This window comes from Flavobacterium hiemivividum, from assembly GCF_004349145.1.
GTDB classification, from domain to species: Bacteria; Bacteroidota; Bacteroidia; order Flavobacteriales; family Flavobacteriaceae; genus Flavobacterium; species Flavobacterium hiemivividum.
The window spans coordinates 89,939-106,763 of record NZ_SMFO01000006.1 but is presented as its reverse complement, the minus strand read 5'-3'; the positions used below and the strand labels follow the sequence as shown (position 1 = coordinate 106,763).

Below are 16,825 nucleotides of genomic sequence, written 5' to 3'. Positions count from 1 at the left end.
TTTAAATGATACAAACAATATGAAAAAATATAACAAAATTATCCAAAACTGTTATATTTTTTTATCTTTGGATTATGTATTAAAACCAACCAAATGAACTTTGACAGAAAAAACCTTACTGACGATACCTTATTAGATTTATATAAAAGAATACTTAAGCCACGGCTTATCGAAGAGAAAATGCTAATCCTGATTAGGCAAGGAAAGGTATCCAAGTGGTTTTCAGGAATTGGCCAAGAAGCCATTTCTGCGGGAGTAACGGCGGTTTTGGACAATGATGAATACATTTTGCCGATGCATAGAAATTTGGGAGTGTTTACCGGACGCGATATTCCCTTGTACCGCTTGTTCTCGCAGTGGCAGGGAAAAGCTAATGGTTTTACCAAAGGACGCGACAGAAGTTTTCATTTTGGTACCCAAGAATATAAAATCATTGGGATGATTTCACATCTTGGCCCACAATTAGGAGTTGCTGACGGAATCGCATTAGCCAACAAACTAAAGAAAAATGGAAAAATTACAGCAGTTTTTACCGGCGAAGGCGCTACCTCTGAAGGTGATTTTCACGAGTCTTTGAATATCGCTTCTGTATGGGAATTGCCTGTAATGTTCGTCATAGAGAATAATGGTTACGGTCTTTCGACACCTACAAACGAGCAATACCGTTGTGAAAACCTCGCTGACAAAGGAAAAGGGTACGGAATGGAAAGTCATATTATTGATGGAAATAACATTCTAGAGGTATATAATTTATTGTCAGAATTGAAAATTTCGATGATTGAAAAACCACGTCCAGTTCTATTGGAGTTCAAAACCTTCAGAATGCGTGGCCATGAAGAGGCGAGCGGTACTAAATATGTTCCGCAAGAATTGATGGATTTATGGTCATTGAAAGATCCTGTAGAAAATTACCGTAGCTTTTTGAAAGAAAACGGAATACTAACTGATGGTTTTGATGATTCGCTAAGAAGCGAGATCAAAAAAGATATTGATGATAGTCTGGCTATTGCCAATGCAGAACCAGAAATTGAAGCAACATTAGAGGGCGAATTAAATGATATATACAAACCTTACAATGCTGAGTTAATCAGTCCTTCTGCAGATACAGAAAAAATAAGATTTATTGATGCGATTTCTAATAGTTTAAAACAGTCGATGGAACGTCATGATAATTTAGTTATCATGGGTCAGGATGTTGCTGAATACGGTGGTGCCTTTAAAATCACCGATGGATTTGTGACGCAATTTGGTAAAGAGAGAGTGATCAATACTCCCATCTGCGAGAGTGCTGTAGTGTCTGCGGGAATGGGATTGTCAATCAATGGATATAAGGCAATTGTCGAAATGCAATTTGCTGATTTTGTCTCGACAGGTTTCAACCCGATTGTGAACTTATTAGCCAAGTCACATTATCGCTGGTTAGAAAATGCTGATGTTGTGGTTCGAATGCCTTGCGGTGGCGGAACTCAAGCTGGACCTTTTCATTCTCAGACTAACGAAGCTTGGTTTACTAAAACTCCTGGTTTAAAAGTGGTTTATCCAGCATTTCCTTATGATGTAAAAGGATTGTTAAATGCTTCTATTAATGACCCAAATCCAGTATTATTTTTTGAGCATAAACAATTATATCGTAGCGTGTATCAAGAGGTGCCAAAAGAATATTACACCTTACCAATAGGTAAAGCGGCTTTATTGAAAGAAGGAAATGAGGTGACGATTATTGCTTTTGGAGCAGCCGTGCATTGGGCATTAGAAACTTTGGATAAAAACCCAACAATTTCAGCAGAGGTACTCGATTTAAGAACACTTCAACCTTTAGATACCGAAGCTATTTTTGCTTCTGTAAAGAAAACTGGAAAAGTAATTATATATCAGGAAGACTCCATGTTTGGTGGAGTTGCCAGTGATATCTCAGCGATGATTATGGAGGAATGTTTTAAGTATTTGGATGCACCAGTAAAAAGGGTAGCTAGTTTAGACACGCCGATTCCGTTTACAAAAGCACTCGAAGATCAATATTTGCCGAAAGGCCGATTCGAAAAAGATTTATTGGAGCTTTTAGAGTTTTAGTTATCGATTTTAAAATGCTGTTCATTGAATAGCATTTTTTTTTATCTTTAAAATCTTAAAAAATACCAATGAAAAAATCTATCGTCTCCATTTTGTTCCTTGTTTTACTTTTTTCTTGTCAGAAAAAAGAGGAAGCTGTAACTCCAAAAGATCTAAATAAGAACTTCGAAAATTACAAAGAAAACTTTGTTACTTCTCTATGGGAATTGTATCCATATTGGGCTGCTAATCAAGGATATCATAAGCTGGATAGTGTTTTGGTGGTTTCGGACTCCGTGTATAGAAAAAGACAGTTGGATTTTGCTCACGCGCACCTGGATTCTCTTCAAAATTATCCTTTGAAAAATCTTTCGGATAATAATATTATTGATTTCTATATGATACAAAATCAATTAAAAAGCTCCATATTCTATATCAACAAACTAAGATCTTACGAATGGAATCCGGCAGAATATAATGTAAGTGGTGCTTTTGCTGAAATCTTAAATGGGAAATATGATGATTTAGATGTTCGTTTGCATAACTTCAATATTAAAATGAATGCAATTCCGGCTTATTACGAAGCAGCAAAAGCAAACATTAAAAATCCCACTTTAGAGCATACTGCACTTGCGATTTCGCAGAATTTAGGAGGAATTTCTGTATTTGAAAAAGATTTGATTGCTGCTTTGGCAAAAAGTAAACTATCTAATGCTGAGAAAAAAGAAATTAGAGGAAAAGCAAAAACAGCCGTGAATGCAATTATTGTTTATACGAATTGGTTGAAGGATTTAGACAATAAAACACCACGTTCTTTTCGATTAGGCAGTAAATTATACGCTGAAAAATTTGATTTGGATATTCAGTCCAGCTATAGTGCTGATACTATTTTTAAAAAGGCAGTGGATCATAAAAAAGATTTGCACGGAAAAATGTTTGCTTTGGCCGACACTTTGTGGCCAAAATATATGAAATCAACGCCTAAGCCAGCGGATAAATTACAACTTATCAAAATGGTAATCGATAAGATTTCGCTTCAGCATACGACGCCAGCTAAATTCCAATCGGAGATAGAGAAACAAATTCCTGAGCTCGAGGCCTATGTAAAAGAAAAAGATTTACTTTATATCGATCCTTCAAAACCATTGGTTGTGCGCAAAGAACCAGCTTACATGGCTGGTGTTGCAGGAGCATCTATTTCGGCACCGGGACCTTATGATAAAAATGCCAATACATATTATAATGTAGGGAGTATGTCTGGTTGGAGTGCAGAGAAATCAGAGAGCTACTTAAGAGAATACAATGATTATATTTTACAAATTCTAAATATTCATGAGGCAATTCCAGGACATTATACGCAACTAGTCTATAGCAATCAATCTCCAAGTCTCATTAAAGCAATTTTTGGAAATGGAGCGATGGTAGAAGGTTGGGCGGTTTATACCGAAAGAATGATGTTAGAAAGCGGATACAAAAACTCAGCCGAAATGTGGTTGATGTATTATAAGTGGAATCTAAGAACGACTTGCAATGCTATTTTAGATTATAGCGTTCACACAAAAAACATGACTAAGGATGAAGCTATGTATTTATTGATAAATGAAGCTTTTCAGCAGCAAGCAGAGGCTGAAGGGAAATGGAGTCGTGTGAATTTATCACAGGTTCAACTTAGTTCTTATTTTACAGGCTACACTGAAATTTATGATTTTAGAGAAATGCTCAAAAAGGAGCAAGGAGCTACTTTTAACCTCAAACAATTTCATGAGAAATTTTTGAGCTACGGAAGTGCTCCTGTAAAATACATCAAAGAACTAATGCTGAAAGAGATAAAAAAGTAAATCGATTCAGCATTTAGTTGTTTTTACTATGCTAAAACATTCCTAATATCCAATAGATTATTATAAACAAGATAATGGTTCCTATGCATCCACCACCTAGTTTTTTTGCTCCGTAACCTGCTATTATTGTCTTGAAAAATCCGTTCATGGTTTAAGTTTTTTAATTAGTATTTCTGTTCCTATCAAAATTAAACTATTAAAACGTAGTAATTACTTTTGCAGTAGAATGTTGAAACAAAAACTTTTAATTTTGAAAGACTAAGACACTGCAACAATGTTAGTTTGAAAAAAAATATCGTAATTGTCGCATTTATAGAAACGATTCCTTTGTTAGGACGAATGTGTAAGTTCATTTTACGATAATTTGGGAACTAGGCTATCATAACGTAGTTTTGTAAAAAAAAATACAACCTTATATTTTATTCCAAGAATGAAGCCTTTAAATGAAAAATTAATACTGAAAGACGCCACTATAAATAAAGTGCAATTTGATAAAGAATGGTTTTATAAATTGGATGATATGGCTTTTTATTTAAAGGAAGACTTATCTGAAGTGGAATTTATCTATTTACCATTTACGATAGATGGCGAACAAGAATTCGTAAAGTGCAGCTCTTTTGAAGACATTATTAGGGCACGAAAAGAATTTAAATAATCATAAAAAACGAGTCCGCTTAAAATTAATTTAGGCGGACTCTTTTTTAACTGTAAATCTCCGCTATTCCTTTTTATTTTTAGCGGTTACTTAGTTTTGCTTTTTCTCGAATAATATCAGCAATTTTTCTATTTTCAATTTTACTTTCTAACCAAGAAATAATATCTAAGTAATTAAAAGCTCTTTTCTCATAAGTATTTTTCTCTAATTCAATAAAGCGCGCTCTCATTTTTACAAATTCCTTTTTAATATCACTTGGATAAAGCGAATTTAAGTTTTTCATGAATCGAATGATTTCTTTCTGCACTTCATGCATGTCATTCATTTTCAATAAAAATTTGTAGGTGCTTTTTAGTTGGGACTCTAAATTAAAATCTTTCCCCATTTCGTAATGCACTATTAGATATAACAGGCGGGCAAAACACATTAAATCCTCACGCATGATGAGGTTTTTATTGTTTATTATCTTCTCTAAATAGTGAATTGATTCGGCATACTTTTCAGTTCCAAAATAGATGCACGCAATTTTATAGTAAAACATCATTTCGTGATGTTCGTCAAGATGTTCGCTATGTACTTTAATCTTCTCTAACACTTCTGGAATTAAATACTCACTTTCTTCGAATGTACCATCCATTATGTGGTAGTTTAATTTATTGTTGTACAAGTAAAGGAAAGACAATGATGCTATATTATCATTAACTGGAAAACGTTGGTCTTGAATCGTCTCCTCTAGTTTGAGTAGGTATTTTTTAAATTTAGATTTGTACTTCAACATAAATAAGGACTCCAGCAAATAGTGATTTCCTTTTATGAAAAATACCGGATTCAAATAAATCATGTTTGGATTATCATAAAACAGCGTAACCCATTTGTAGGCATATTTGTAACTCCCTAAAAAGTCCTGGACTAAAAAACTATGCCATAGGTTTGCATTGTAAAACCAATATTTCTCTCGAAAACCAAATTTATTTTCATCAAATTTAGCAATATGCTTATGGAAATAAGTGTCGATATACTGCTGGTCTTCGTCACTTTTTACATAGCCAGTTTTTAGCATTATGCCGTAAAGTTGCAGTGACAAATTAGATAATTTACTTGAAATGGTATTACGATAGTTTAATTCCTTGGCCTGAATTACTAATTCATCTGCACGTCCTTGAATACTTCGGGTGATGTATTGTGATTCAATTAATTTTTCGAATTCTACAATTTCAAAAGCGATATATTTTTCGTCGTTTTCTAATGCGTTAATCTTTGTCTTGTCTAAAATTTTCAAACTCTGTTTGTACAAGCCTTTATTATACAAAATTGTTGCAAAATCAATTTGTTCTCTTAGTTGATAACGAACATTTTGACTTGGAATATTCAATCGAATACTCACTAGGATTTGTTTGTATAAATACGATTTTAGATTCGATAGTTGTACTTTTTTGATGATTCCACTCTTTAAAATAAGTTTCTCATCATAGGCTTCAGATTTGTCTAAGATATTAAATAATTCTATAAATTTTGTATTCGAACTTGCCTCAAGTCGGCTTGCAAAAATCTTAAATTGTCGTTTTTCCGACTTTGATAATGATTTAATTAATACGAATAAAAAATCTTTTTGATGGTTAGCCATTGTATAAAATTGGAGCTTAATTGTATATTCTTCAGTAGTTTACAAAGTTTTTACTGGCTTTATAAACAGTATATTTCATTAAATGGAGTTTTATTTCGCTCCAATGAAATCTAACTTTGTTATCGAGATGTGAAATTACATTAAATAAATGAAAATGAATAGAGAGAAAGTCCAAATATTTGATACTACTTTAAGAGATGGAGAACAGGTTCCTGGATGCAAATTAGATACCAAACAAAAACTCGTTATAGCAAATCGATTGGATGAAATGGGTGTTGATATAATTGAAGCTGGATTTCCTGTTTCAAGCCCTGGTGATTTTTTGTCTGTTTCAGAAATTAGTAAGATTGTAAAAAACGCTACTGTTTGTGGTTTAACAAGAGCTGTAAAAAATGATATTGACGTTGCCGCAGCTGCTTTAAAACATGCCAAAAGACCTCGTATTCATACAGGAATTGGTACTTCGGAGTCACATATTGTTCATAAATTAAATACAACAAGAGAAGATATTATTGCTCGAGCAAAATTTGCAGTTTCTCATGCTAAATCTTATGTAGAAGATGTAGAGTTTTATGCTGAAGATGCTGGAAGAACTGATAACGATTTTTTAGCGAGAGTTTGTGAAGAAGCAATAAAGTCTGGGGCTACTGTATTAAATATACCAGATACAACTGGATATTGTTTGCCGGAAGAATATGGTGCGAAAATTAAATATTTACGTGAAAACGTAAAAGGGATAGAAAATGTTATTCTTTCCTGTCATTGTCATAATGATTTAGGAATGGCGACTGCTAATTCTGTTTCTGGTGCGATAAACGGAGCCAGACAAATTGAATGTACAATTAACGGAATAGGAGAAAGAGCTGGAAATACTGCACTTGAAGAGGTGGTTATGATTTTCAAACAACATCCTTACCTGAATTTATATACAGATATTGACACCAAGCAATTGAATGAAATGAGTCGTTTGGTTTCTGAAAGTATGGGAATGATTGTACAACCTAATAAAGCAATTGTTGGAGCCAATGCGTTTGCTCACAGTTCAGGAATTCACCAGGATGGAGTTATTAAAAATAGAGCTACTTATGAGATAATGGATCCATTAGATGTTGGTGTTAATGAATCTTCAATAGTTCTTACTGCTAGAAGTGGTAGAGCAGCATTAGCTTACAGAGCTAAGAAAGTGGGATACGAACTTACAAAAGTGCAATTAGATATAGTTTACATTGAGTTTTTGAGATTTGCTGATGTAAAAAAAGAAGTGCTTGATGATGATATACATCAAATCATCGAGGTTTGTAAAATAGAAAGTGATTTAATAAGAAATTAATAACCGAACGCCATGAATTTAAAAATAGCAGTATTATCCGGAGACGGTATAGGTCCTGAGGTGATCTTACAGGCGAAAAAAGTATTACACGCTATCGGTACTGTGTACGAGCATGAAATTGTTTTTGAAGATGCATTCATTGGAGCTATTGCTATAGATAAAACGGGAAGCGCACTTCCTGAGCAAACATTAAACCTTTGTCTTAATACAGATGCGGTTTTGTTTGGTGCTATCGGCGATCCAAAATACGATAATAATCCAGATGCAAAAGTGCGTCCTGAGCAGGGTTTATTAAGATTGAGAAAAGAATTAGGTCTTTTTGCTAACATTAGACCCATAAAACCATATACAGCTTTATTAGATTCTTCTCCTTTGAAAAAAGAAATTATTGAAGGAACTGACATTGTGATTTTTAGAGAATTGACTGGTGGTTCTTATTTTGGAGAGAAAAAATTAAATGATTCAGGAACTATAGCTTCTGATTTATGTGAGTATTCAGAAGTAGAAATTGCGAGAATTGCTCACTTGGCTTTTAAGTCGGCTCAAAACAGAAGAAAAAAATTGACTTTGATTGATAAATCTAATGTTCTTGAAACTTCCCGTTTATGGAGAAGAGTCGTGAAAACGGTTAGCGAAAATTATCCGGATGTAGCCTTAGATTTCTTGTATGTAGATAATGCCGCGATGCAAATTATTCTTAATCCACGACAGTTTGATGTTATTTTGACAGAGAACTTATTTGGAGATATTTTATCAGATGAAGCTAGTGTAATAACTGGTTCTATTGGATTATTAGCCTCAGCTTCATTAGGAACTACTAATGCTTTATTTGAACCAATACACGGATATAATCCGCAAGCTAAAGGGAAAAACACTGCAAACCCAATCGCTTCCATATTATCTGCAGCGATGTTGCTAGAGCATTTTGGTCTTCATGAAGAAGCTAAAAAAATATATGAAGGTGTCGAAATTGCTATAGGTTATGGCGTTTTAACAACTGATTTGAATGCGGATTCTAAATTTGGAACAAATGAAATCGGAGAGTTTATTTCTAATTTTATTTTCAATAAAGACGATTTACTGTATTTTAATAACGATAATGTACAAATAGGTCAGTCAACAATTGTTTAACGGTATAAATGTTAAATAGTTGCAATTAATAACAGAAAAACTGATAAAATATTGAATTTAAATTTTTTTAGAACTAAAGGTTTTTATACTTTTGCAGTATCAAAAAAAGAAAATGAAAAATTCAATTATTATAGTATCTGTCATTAATGTCATTGTTGATTCAACAACTGCATAGGGAAGGATATTAATATAATTGAAAGATAATATTATAAAAGCTCCCAAGAAATTGGGAGTTTTTTTTTGGAATAAAATTAAAGTTACAAAAATATATCATAAATGGAATTAAATAAATATAGCAAGACCATAACTCAAGATGAAACGCAACCTGCAGCGCAAGCGATGTTGTACGGAATTGGTCTAACTGAAGAAGATTTAAAGAAAGCACAAGTTGGAATTGTAAGCATGGGTTACGAAGGAAATACCTGTAACATGCACCTAAATGATTTGGCTAAAGACGTTAAAAAAGGGGTCTGGAAAGAAAATTTAGTTGGACTTATTTTTAATACTATTGGTGTAAGTGACGGTATTTCTAATGGTACTGACGGAATGCGTTTTTCTTTAGTTTCAAGAGATGTTATTGCAGATTCTATCGAAACAGTAATGGGAGCGCAGTGGTATGATGGTTTGATCGCGATTCCAGGTTGCGATAAAAACATGCCGGGTTCTGTAATTGCTATGGGTAGAGTAAATCGCCCTTCTATTATGGTATATGGTGGTTCCATCCATTCTGGTAAATGGAAGGGGGAATCATTGAATATTGTTTCCGCATTTGAGGCTTTGGGAAAAAAATTCAGCAATACAATTGCTCCAGAAGATTTCAAAGGAGTAATTCAAAACGCTTGTCCTGGAGCAGGAGCTTGCGGAGGAATGTACACGGCAAATACCATGTCTTCGGCTATTGAAGCTTTAGGAATGAGTTTGCCTTATAGCTCTTCTAATCCCGCTTTAAGCGAAGAAAAGAAGCAAGAGTGTATTGATGCTGGAAAAGCGATAAGAATCTTATTAGAAAAAGATATCAAACCAAGAGACATCATGACGCGTAAAGCATTTGAAAATGCGATTACTATGGTGGCTGTTTTAGGTGGTTCTACAAATGCTGTGATGCACTTAATCGCTATGGCACATTCGGTTGATGTCGAAATCACACTTAAAGATTTCCAAGATATTAGTGACAAAACACCTTTACTTGCTGATTTAAAACCAAGCGGTAAATACCTAATGGAAGATTTACATGAAGCTGGAGGAGTTCCTGCAGTAATGAAATATCTATTGAAACAAGGATTGTTGCATGGAGATTGTTTAACTGTAACTGGGAAAACATTAGCTGAAAACTTAGCTGCAGTTCCAGATTTAAACGATGGTCAAGAAGTGATTCACGAAATTCAAAAAGCGTTAAAATCTACAGGAAACATTCAGATTTTATACGGAAACCTTGCAGAAGAAGGTTGTGTTGCAAAAATAAGCGGAAACGAAGGAGAGTACTTTGAAGGAGACGCTATTGTATTTGAAAATGAGCATGATGTGATAACAGGTGTTCGTAATGGTGACGTTAAACCAGGAAATGTAGTCGTCATTAGATACTGCGGACCAAAAGGAGGACCTGGAATGCCAGAAATGTTAAAACCAACATCGGCCATTATGGGTGCCGGACTTGGAAAAAGCGTCGCTTTAATTACAGATGGTCGTTTTTCTGGAGGATCACATGGTTTTGTTGTAGGTCACGTTACGCCAGAAGCATTTGATGGAGGCGGAATTGCACTCGTCAAGAATGGAGATATAATTACCATCGACGCAATAAAAAACACGATAAACCTGAAAATTTCAGATCAAGAGTTTGCATCGAGAAAAGCAAATTGGGTACAACCTGATTTAAAAGTAAAAAAAGGAGTATTACTAAAATATATAAGATCAGTTTCGAGTGCCTCTACAGGTTGTGTAACTGATAACTAAAGCCTAGAGCGTTTGCGCTTTCGAATAAATAAATACCGATGGGAACAAATAAAATATCAGGCGCCGAAGCCATTATTAGATGCTTATTAGAAGAAGGAGTAGACTTGGTTTACGGGTATCCAGGTGGAGCAATCATGCCAGTTTACGATGAATTGTATAAATTCAAAGACCAATTGCACCATGTTTTAGTTCGCCACGAACAAGGTGCTACACATGCAGCACAAGGATTTGCAAGAGCAACTGGAAAAGTTGGGGTGGCGATCGCAACTTCAGGTCCTGGAGCGACAAACTTAGTGACTGGAATTGCCGATGCGCAAATTGATTCCACTCCTATGGTTTGTATTACAGGTCAAGTTGGTAAACATTTACTAGGTTCGGATGCATTTCAAGAAACAGATATCATCGGGATTTCAACTCCGGTGACCAAATGGAATTACCAAATTACCGAAGCTTCTGAGATTCCAGAAATTATGGCAAAGGCTTTTTACATTGCCAGATCAGGACGTCCGGGACCAGTTTTAGTAGATATAACTAAAAATGCGCAATTTGATGAACTCGATTTCAGCTATAAAAAGTGCACCAGTATTCGAAGTTATAATCCAAAGCCAACTTTAAACATTGAAAAAGTAAAGGAAGCAGCGGAATTAATCAATAATGCTAAAAAGCCATTTATTGTTTTTGGTCAAGGAATTATTTTAGGAGAAGCTGAAGCTCAGCTAAAAGCTTTCGTTGAGAAATCAGGTATACCGGCAGCTTGGACGATTTTAGGTCTTTCCGCTTTGCCTACTGAACATCCTTTAAATGTGGGTATGTTAGGAATGCATGGAAACTACGGTCCAAATGTATTAACCAATGAATGCGATGTTTTGATCGCCTTAGGAATGCGTTTTGATGATCGTGTGACTGGAAATTTAGCTACTTATGCAAAACAAGCCAAAGTAGTTCACTTCGAAATTGATCCTGCGGAAGTAGATAAAAATGTAAAAACAGATGTGGCTGTTTTAGCAGATGTTAAAGAATCACTAACTGCTTTACTTCCTTTTATCGAAAGTAAAACGCATGAGTCTTGGCATAATGAATTCAAAGAGTTATACAAAGTTGAGCTAGAAGCAGTAATCAACGAGGAGTTGAAACCTAAGAAAGAAGGTATTTCTATGGGTGAGACGATTGAAATGATCAATAAGCACTCAAAAGGAGATGCAATTATGGTTTCGGATGTGGGGCAACACCAGATGTTTACCTGCCGTTACTCTAAATTTAACCAGACTAAAAGTAATGTTACTTCTGGAGGATTAGGAACTATGGGATTTGCTTTACCAGCAGCAATCGGAGCTAAGATGGGAATGCCAGACAGAGAAGTTGTAGCAATTATTGGTGATGGTGGATTCCAGATGACAATTCAGGAGTTAGGAACTATTTTTCAGACGAAAGTCCCAGTTAAAATTGTAATACTAAACAATGAATTTTTAGGAATGGTTCGCCAATGGCAACAATTGTTTTTCGACAAGCGCTATGCTTCAACTGAAATGATCAATCCTAATTTTGTTGCAATTGCCGAAGGCTATTATATCAAAGCTAAGAAGGTAACTAAAAGAGAAGATTTAGATGCTGCTGTTGCTGAAATGATGGCTTCAAAAGAGTCTTATTTCCTTGAGGTTATGGTAGAAAAAGAAAACAATGTATTCCCAATGATTCCAACAGGAGCTTCTGTTTCTGATATCAGATTAAGTTAATATTATGGAAAATCAAACATTCACGATTTCTGTTTACTCAGAAAATAACGTTGGTCTATTAAATAGAATATCGGGTATATTCTTAAAACGCCACATCAACATCCTTAGTTTAAATGTGTCAGAATCTGAGATTGAAAATGTTTCTCGATTTGTGATTGTAGTGCACACTACAGAAAAATGGGTTCATAATATTGTTGGTCAAATCGAAAAACAGATTGAAGTTATTAAGACTTTTTATCACACCGATGAAGAAACTATATTTTTGGAAAATGCCATCTTCAAAATCGAATCTGGTTTGTTATTCGACGAAAAACAAATTCAGAATATAATAAAAGAAAGCAACTCTGAAATTGTAACTGTATCAAGAGACTTTTTTGTGATTTCAAAGTCAGGAAGACGTTCAGAGATTGAAGACTTATACAACAAATTAAAACCTTTCGGAATCATGCAGTTTGTGCGTTCAGGAAGAATATCGGTTTCCAAAGAGAAAATGGAAATATCAACACTATTAGAAGAACTAAAAAATAAATAAAAACGAGACAATGGCAAATTATTTCAATTCATTACCACTTAGATTACAATTAGAACAATTAGGAGTTTGTGAGTTCATGGACCAATCAGAATTTACAAATGGCATCGAAGCTTTAAAAGGAAAAAAAGTCGTTATTGTAGGTTGTGGAGCTCAAGGTTTGAACCAAGGTTTAAACATGAGAGACTCAGGTTTAGATATCTCTTATGCGCTAAGAGCTGAGGCAATCGCACAAAAAAGAGCTTCTTTTATGAACGCTGCCGATAATGGTTTTACAGTGGGAACGTATGAAGACTTAATCCCAACGGCTGATTTGGTTTGTAACCTTACGCCAGACAAACAACATACTGCAGTAGTTACTGCAATTATGCCTTTAATGAAAAAAGGTTCGACATTAGCTTATTCTCATGGATTCAATATCGTAGAAGAAGGAATGCAAATACGTAAAGATATCACTGTCATTATGTGTGCTCCAAAATGTCCAGGATCTGAAGTACGTGAAGAGTACAAAAGAGGATTTGGTGTACCAACACTAATTGCGGTTCACCCTGAGAATGACCCAAATAATGAAGGTTTCGAACAAGCAAAAGCTTATGCAGTTGCTACAGGTGGACATAAAGCGGGAGTTTTAAACTCTTCTTTTGTTGCCGAAGTAAAATCGGATTTAATGGGAGAGCAAACGATCCTTTGTGGAATGTTGCAAACAGGATCTATTTTATGTTTTGATAAAATGGTCGAAAAAGGAATCGAACCTGCTTATGCTTCTAAACTAATCCAATACGGTTGGGAAACAGTAACGGAAGCCTTGAAACATGGTGGAATTACTAATATGATGGATCGTTTGAACAATCCTTCAAAAGTAGAAGCTTATAGATTAGCAGATGAATTAAAAGACATTATGCGTCCTTTATTTCAAAAACATATGGATGATATCATCTCTGGTGAGTTTTCAAAAAACATGATGATTGACTGGGATAATGATGATGTTAATTTGTTGACTTGGAGAGCAGCGACTGCTGAAACTAATTTTGAGAAAACTGCGCCTACTGCTGATGCAATCTCTGAGCAAGAATATTTTGACAACGGAGTTTTAATGATTGCAATGGTAAAAGCAGGAGTAGAATTAGCTTTTGAAACTATGACTGAAAGCGGAATCATCGAAGAATCGGCTTATTATGAATCTCTTCATGAATTGCCTTTAATTGCAAATACAGTAGCTAGAAAAAAACTATATGAAATGAACAGAATCATTTCTGACACTGCAGAATATGGTTGTTATTTGTTTGATCACGCTTGTAAACCGTTATTAACTGAGTTTATGAAAACTGTCGAAACAAATATCATCGGTAAGCCATTTTCTACTTCAAATGGTGTAGATAATGCGGTACTTATTGCTGTAAATAGAAGCATTCGTCAACATCCAATAGAAGAAACTGGTGAATGGTTGAGAGAGTCTATGACAGCGATGAAAAAAATAGGATAATTAAAAATAAGGAAATTGCCACACAAGAGGGTGTGCTGTAATTTGCTCCATATCAAATCTCTTTTTGTATTTTGAGTTAGTTAACAAGGTATTTAATCATTTGAATTGGGTATGGAAGCGTGCTACATTCACTTAAGTTTTAGCGAGGGAAAATTAAGTGAAGTAGTTCCTTATTTTACATAGTGAAATTTGTACCGATTTTCAATTCGAAGATTGGTTACAAGAAGGCTTTAGAGTCTTTAATATGGTTAACACGAATCTGTTAGTTCAAATACGTTTTATCTAATTTTTTGGTTGCTAAATAAATTGTTATAATTATTGTTAATGAGAAAAGGCGGGGTAGAAAAATCTACTTCGTCTTTTTTGCGTATTATCATTTTGTAGAAAAAAAGCCAGTTTTTAAGGAATACGTAATTATATCGCTGTATTGTTAAATAGTATTTGATTTATTGGGGTAATTAATCAATTTATTTTTTTTTGGAATAGGGGGAATTTTAATACTTTTATAAAAAATTAAAAAAGGATGAGCTACTACAAAATTCAAAACTTCGAACAATACTTCAAACATTATAATAAATCAGTTCGTGAGCCTAGAAAATTTTGGGGGAAAATAGCAGAGGAGAACTTCACTTGGTACCAATTATGGGATAAAGTGGTGGAATTTGATATGGCTGAAGCCGATATAAAATGGTTTACCGAAGCAAAAGTAAACATAGCTAAAAACTGTATAGACAGACATTTAAACAAACGAGGAGATAAAACGGCCATCATTTTTGAGCCTAATGACCCTACCGAAGAAGCCTTGCATATCTCCTATAACGAGTTGCACCAACGCGTTTGTAAAATGGCAAATGTTTTGCGTGAGAAAGGCATCACTAAAGGGGATCGCGTTTGTATTTATTTACCTATGATTCCAGAATTAGCGGTTTCTATTCTAGCTTGTGCGAGAATTGGAGCCATTCACTCCGTTGTTTTTGCAGGTTTTTCAGCTTCGGCTGTTGCTAGCAGAATAATTGATAGCGAGTGTAAAATGGTCATCACCTCTGATGGTAGTTTTCGTGGAAATAAATCTATTGAATTGAAATCCATTGTGGACGAGGCCTTGGAAAAATGTCCTTCGGTAGAAAGTGTTTTGGTTGTAAATAGAACCAATATTCCAGTAAACATGCAAGAAGGAAGAGATATTTGGTTACAGCCGTTGCTGGACGAAGCCTCAGATAATAGTGTAGCCGAAATAATGGATTCTGAAGATCCTTTGTTTATATTGTACACTTCCGGTTCAACAGGAAAACCAAAAGGAATGGTGCATACTACTGCAGGATATATGGTACATACGGCTTATACCTTCAAAAATGTATTTAATTATGAAGACAATGATATCTTTTGGTGTACCGCTGATATCGGTTGGATAACAGGACACTCTTATATTCTTTACGGGCCATTATTAAACGGTGCTACGACTGTTATCTTTGAAGGAGTTCCTTCTTATCCTAATTATAGTCGTTTTTGGGAGATAATCGAAAAACATAAAATAACTCAATTTTATACGGCTCCTACAGCAATTCGTGCCTTGGCAAAAGAAAGTTTAGAATATGTACAAAAATATCAGTTGAGTACTTTAAAAGTGATAGGATCTGTTGGGGAACCTATTAATGAAGAAGCATGGCACTGGTTTAACGACCACGTGGGAGGAAAAAGATGCCCAATCGTTGATACTTGGTGGCAAACGGAAACTGGTGGAATTATGATTGCACCTATTTCATTTGTAACACCTACAAAACCTACCTATGCTACCTTACCATTACCAGGGATTCAGCCCGTATTGATGGATGAAAAACGAAATGAAATTGAAGGAAATCAGGTAGTGGGAAGTTTGTGTATCAAGTTTCCGTGGCCTGGGATTGCAAGAACTATCTGGGGTGATCACGAGCGTTACAAACAAACTTACTTTTCTACTTTTCCAGGTAAATACTTTACAGGAGATGGTGCATTAAGAGACGAAGTAGGTTATTATAGAATTACCGGACGTGTAGATGATGTGGTAATCGTTTCAGGTCATAATCTAGGAACGGCACCTATTGAGGACGCTATAAATGAACATCCTGCAGTGGCCGAAAGCGCTATTGTTGGTTTTCCTCATGATATAAAAGGGAATGCTCTTTATGGTTTTGTAATTTTGAAAGAATCTGGAGAATACCGTGATAGAGAGAATCTTACCAAAGAAATCAACCAACACATTTCAGATCATATTGGACCTATTGCAAAACTAGATAAAATACAGTTTGTTTCCGGTTTACCAAAAACGCGTTCTGGAAAAATTATGCGTAGAATTTTACGCAAAATAGCAGAAGGTGATTATTCTAATTTTGGAGATACTTCTACCTTGTTAAATCCTGAGATTGTAGACGAAATTAAAAACGAAAGAATTTAAGGCCACATAATATTAACCAATTGAAAACCGCTCTAGAATATAGAGCGGTTTTTTTGTTTTTCAGCTGTTTTC

General features: G+C 34.8%; 11 protein-coding genes. 10 read left to right on the top strand and 1 reads right to left on the bottom strand.

Annotated elements, in window-relative coordinates; all coding sequences use genetic code 11:
* Positions 1–93: 93 nt before the first annotated feature.
* The 3 genes from E0F98_RS09850 (at position 94) to E0F98_RS09840 (ending at position 4,542) form a co-directional block, all read left to right on the top strand.
* Positions 94–2,070, top strand: a complete 1,977-nt coding sequence (locus E0F98_RS09850; RefSeq protein WP_132110958.1) for an alpha-ketoacid dehydrogenase subunit alpha/beta — start codon at positions 94–96, stop codon at positions 2,068–2,070.
* Between the two features lie 68 nt (positions 2,071–2,138).
* Positions 2,139–3,887 (top strand): DUF885 domain-containing protein, encoded by a 1,749-nt coding sequence (locus E0F98_RS09845; protein ID WP_132110956.1) that lies wholly within the window; start codon positions 2,139–2,141, stop codon positions 3,885–3,887.
* Between the two features lie 430 nt (positions 3,888–4,317).
* Positions 4,318–4,542 carry a hypothetical protein gene (locus E0F98_RS09840; RefSeq protein WP_132110954.1) on the top strand — a complete coding sequence of 75 codons (225 nt, stop codon included), beginning with the start codon at positions 4,318–4,320 and terminating at the stop codon, positions 4,540–4,542.
* A 79-nt stretch (positions 4,543–4,621) separates the two neighbouring features.
* Here the strand turns inward: E0F98_RS09840 and E0F98_RS09835 are convergent, their stop codons facing one another.
* Positions 4,622–6,166 (bottom strand): hypothetical protein, encoded by a 1,545-nt coding sequence (locus tag E0F98_RS09835; RefSeq protein WP_132110952.1) that lies wholly within the window; start codon positions 6,164–6,166, stop codon positions 4,622–4,624.
* A 154-nt stretch (positions 6,167–6,320) separates the two neighbouring features.
* On the opposite strand from E0F98_RS09835, the gene E0F98_RS09830 reads away from it, so the two are divergent.
* The 7 genes from E0F98_RS09830 (at position 6,321) to acs (ending at position 16,753) form a co-directional block, all read left to right on the top strand.
* The gene (locus E0F98_RS09830; protein WP_132110950.1) at positions 6,321–7,496 is read left to right on the top strand and encodes a 2-isopropylmalate synthase; all 1,176 of its coding nucleotides are present in this window, start codon (positions 6,321–6,323) and stop codon (positions 7,494–7,496) included.
* Between the two features lie 12 nt (positions 7,497–7,508).
* A complete protein-coding gene (gene leuB, locus E0F98_RS09825; protein ID WP_132110948.1) occupies positions 7,509–8,627 on the top strand; it encodes a 3-isopropylmalate dehydrogenase in 1,119 nt (372 codons plus the stop codon).
* Positions 8,628–8,903: 276 nt separating this feature from the next.
* The gene (gene ilvD, locus E0F98_RS09820) at positions 8,904–10,577 is read left to right on the top strand and encodes a dihydroxy-acid dehydratase (RefSeq protein ID WP_132110946.1); all 1,674 of its coding nucleotides are present in this window, start codon (positions 8,904–8,906) and stop codon (positions 10,575–10,577) included.
* A gap of 38 nt (positions 10,578–10,615) precedes the next feature.
* A complete protein-coding gene (ilvB, locus tag E0F98_RS09815) occupies positions 10,616–12,310 on the top strand; it encodes a biosynthetic-type acetolactate synthase large subunit (RefSeq protein ID WP_132110945.1) in 1,695 nt (564 codons plus the stop codon).
* Between the two features lie 4 nt (positions 12,311–12,314).
* Positions 12,315–12,842, top strand: a complete 528-nt coding sequence (gene ilvN / locus E0F98_RS09810) for an acetolactate synthase small subunit (RefSeq protein WP_132110944.1) — start codon at positions 12,315–12,317, stop codon at positions 12,840–12,842.
* A gap of 10 nt (positions 12,843–12,852) precedes the next feature.
* A complete protein-coding gene (gene ilvC / locus E0F98_RS09805) occupies positions 12,853–14,322 on the top strand; it encodes a ketol-acid reductoisomerase (RefSeq protein ID WP_132110943.1) in 1,470 nt (489 codons plus the stop codon).
* Between the two features lie 523 nt (positions 14,323–14,845).
* Positions 14,846–16,753 (top strand): acetate--CoA ligase, encoded by a 1,908-nt coding sequence (gene acs, locus E0F98_RS09800; RefSeq protein WP_132110942.1) that lies wholly within the window; start codon positions 14,846–14,848, stop codon positions 16,751–16,753.
* Positions 16,754–16,825 lie beyond the last annotated feature (72 nt).

Bases quoted from the DNA above. Each gene is read 5' to 3' on its own strand.
- E0F98_RS09850 (WP_132110958.1), top strand. From the start codon at position 94: ATGAACTTTGACAGAAAAAACCTTACTGACGATACCTTATTAGATTTA.
- E0F98_RS09845 (WP_132110956.1), top strand. From the start codon at position 2,139: ATGAAAAAATCTATCGTCTCCATTTTGTTCCTTGTTTTACTTTTTTCT.
- E0F98_RS09840 (WP_132110954.1), top strand. From the start codon at position 4,318: ATGAAGCCTTTAAATGAAAAATTAATACTGAAAGACGCCACTATAAAT.
- E0F98_RS09835 (WP_132110952.1), bottom strand. From the start codon at position 6,166: ATGGCTAACCATCAAAAAGATTTTTTATTCGTATTAATTAAATCATTA.
- E0F98_RS09830 (WP_132110950.1), top strand. From the start codon at position 6,321: ATGAATAGAGAGAAAGTCCAAATATTTGATACTACTTTAAGAGATGGA.
- leuB (WP_132110948.1), top strand. From the start codon at position 7,509: ATGAATTTAAAAATAGCAGTATTATCCGGAGACGGTATAGGTCCTGAG.
- ilvD (WP_132110946.1), top strand. From the start codon at position 8,904: ATGGAATTAAATAAATATAGCAAGACCATAACTCAAGATGAAACGCAA.
- ilvB (WP_132110945.1), top strand. From the start codon at position 10,616: ATGGGAACAAATAAAATATCAGGCGCCGAAGCCATTATTAGATGCTTA.
- ilvN (WP_132110944.1), top strand. From the start codon at position 12,315: ATGGAAAATCAAACATTCACGATTTCTGTTTACTCAGAAAATAACGTT.
- ilvC (WP_132110943.1), top strand. From the start codon at position 12,853: ATGGCAAATTATTTCAATTCATTACCACTTAGATTACAATTAGAACAA.
- acs (WP_132110942.1), top strand. From the start codon at position 14,846: ATGAGCTACTACAAAATTCAAAACTTCGAACAATACTTCAAACATTAT.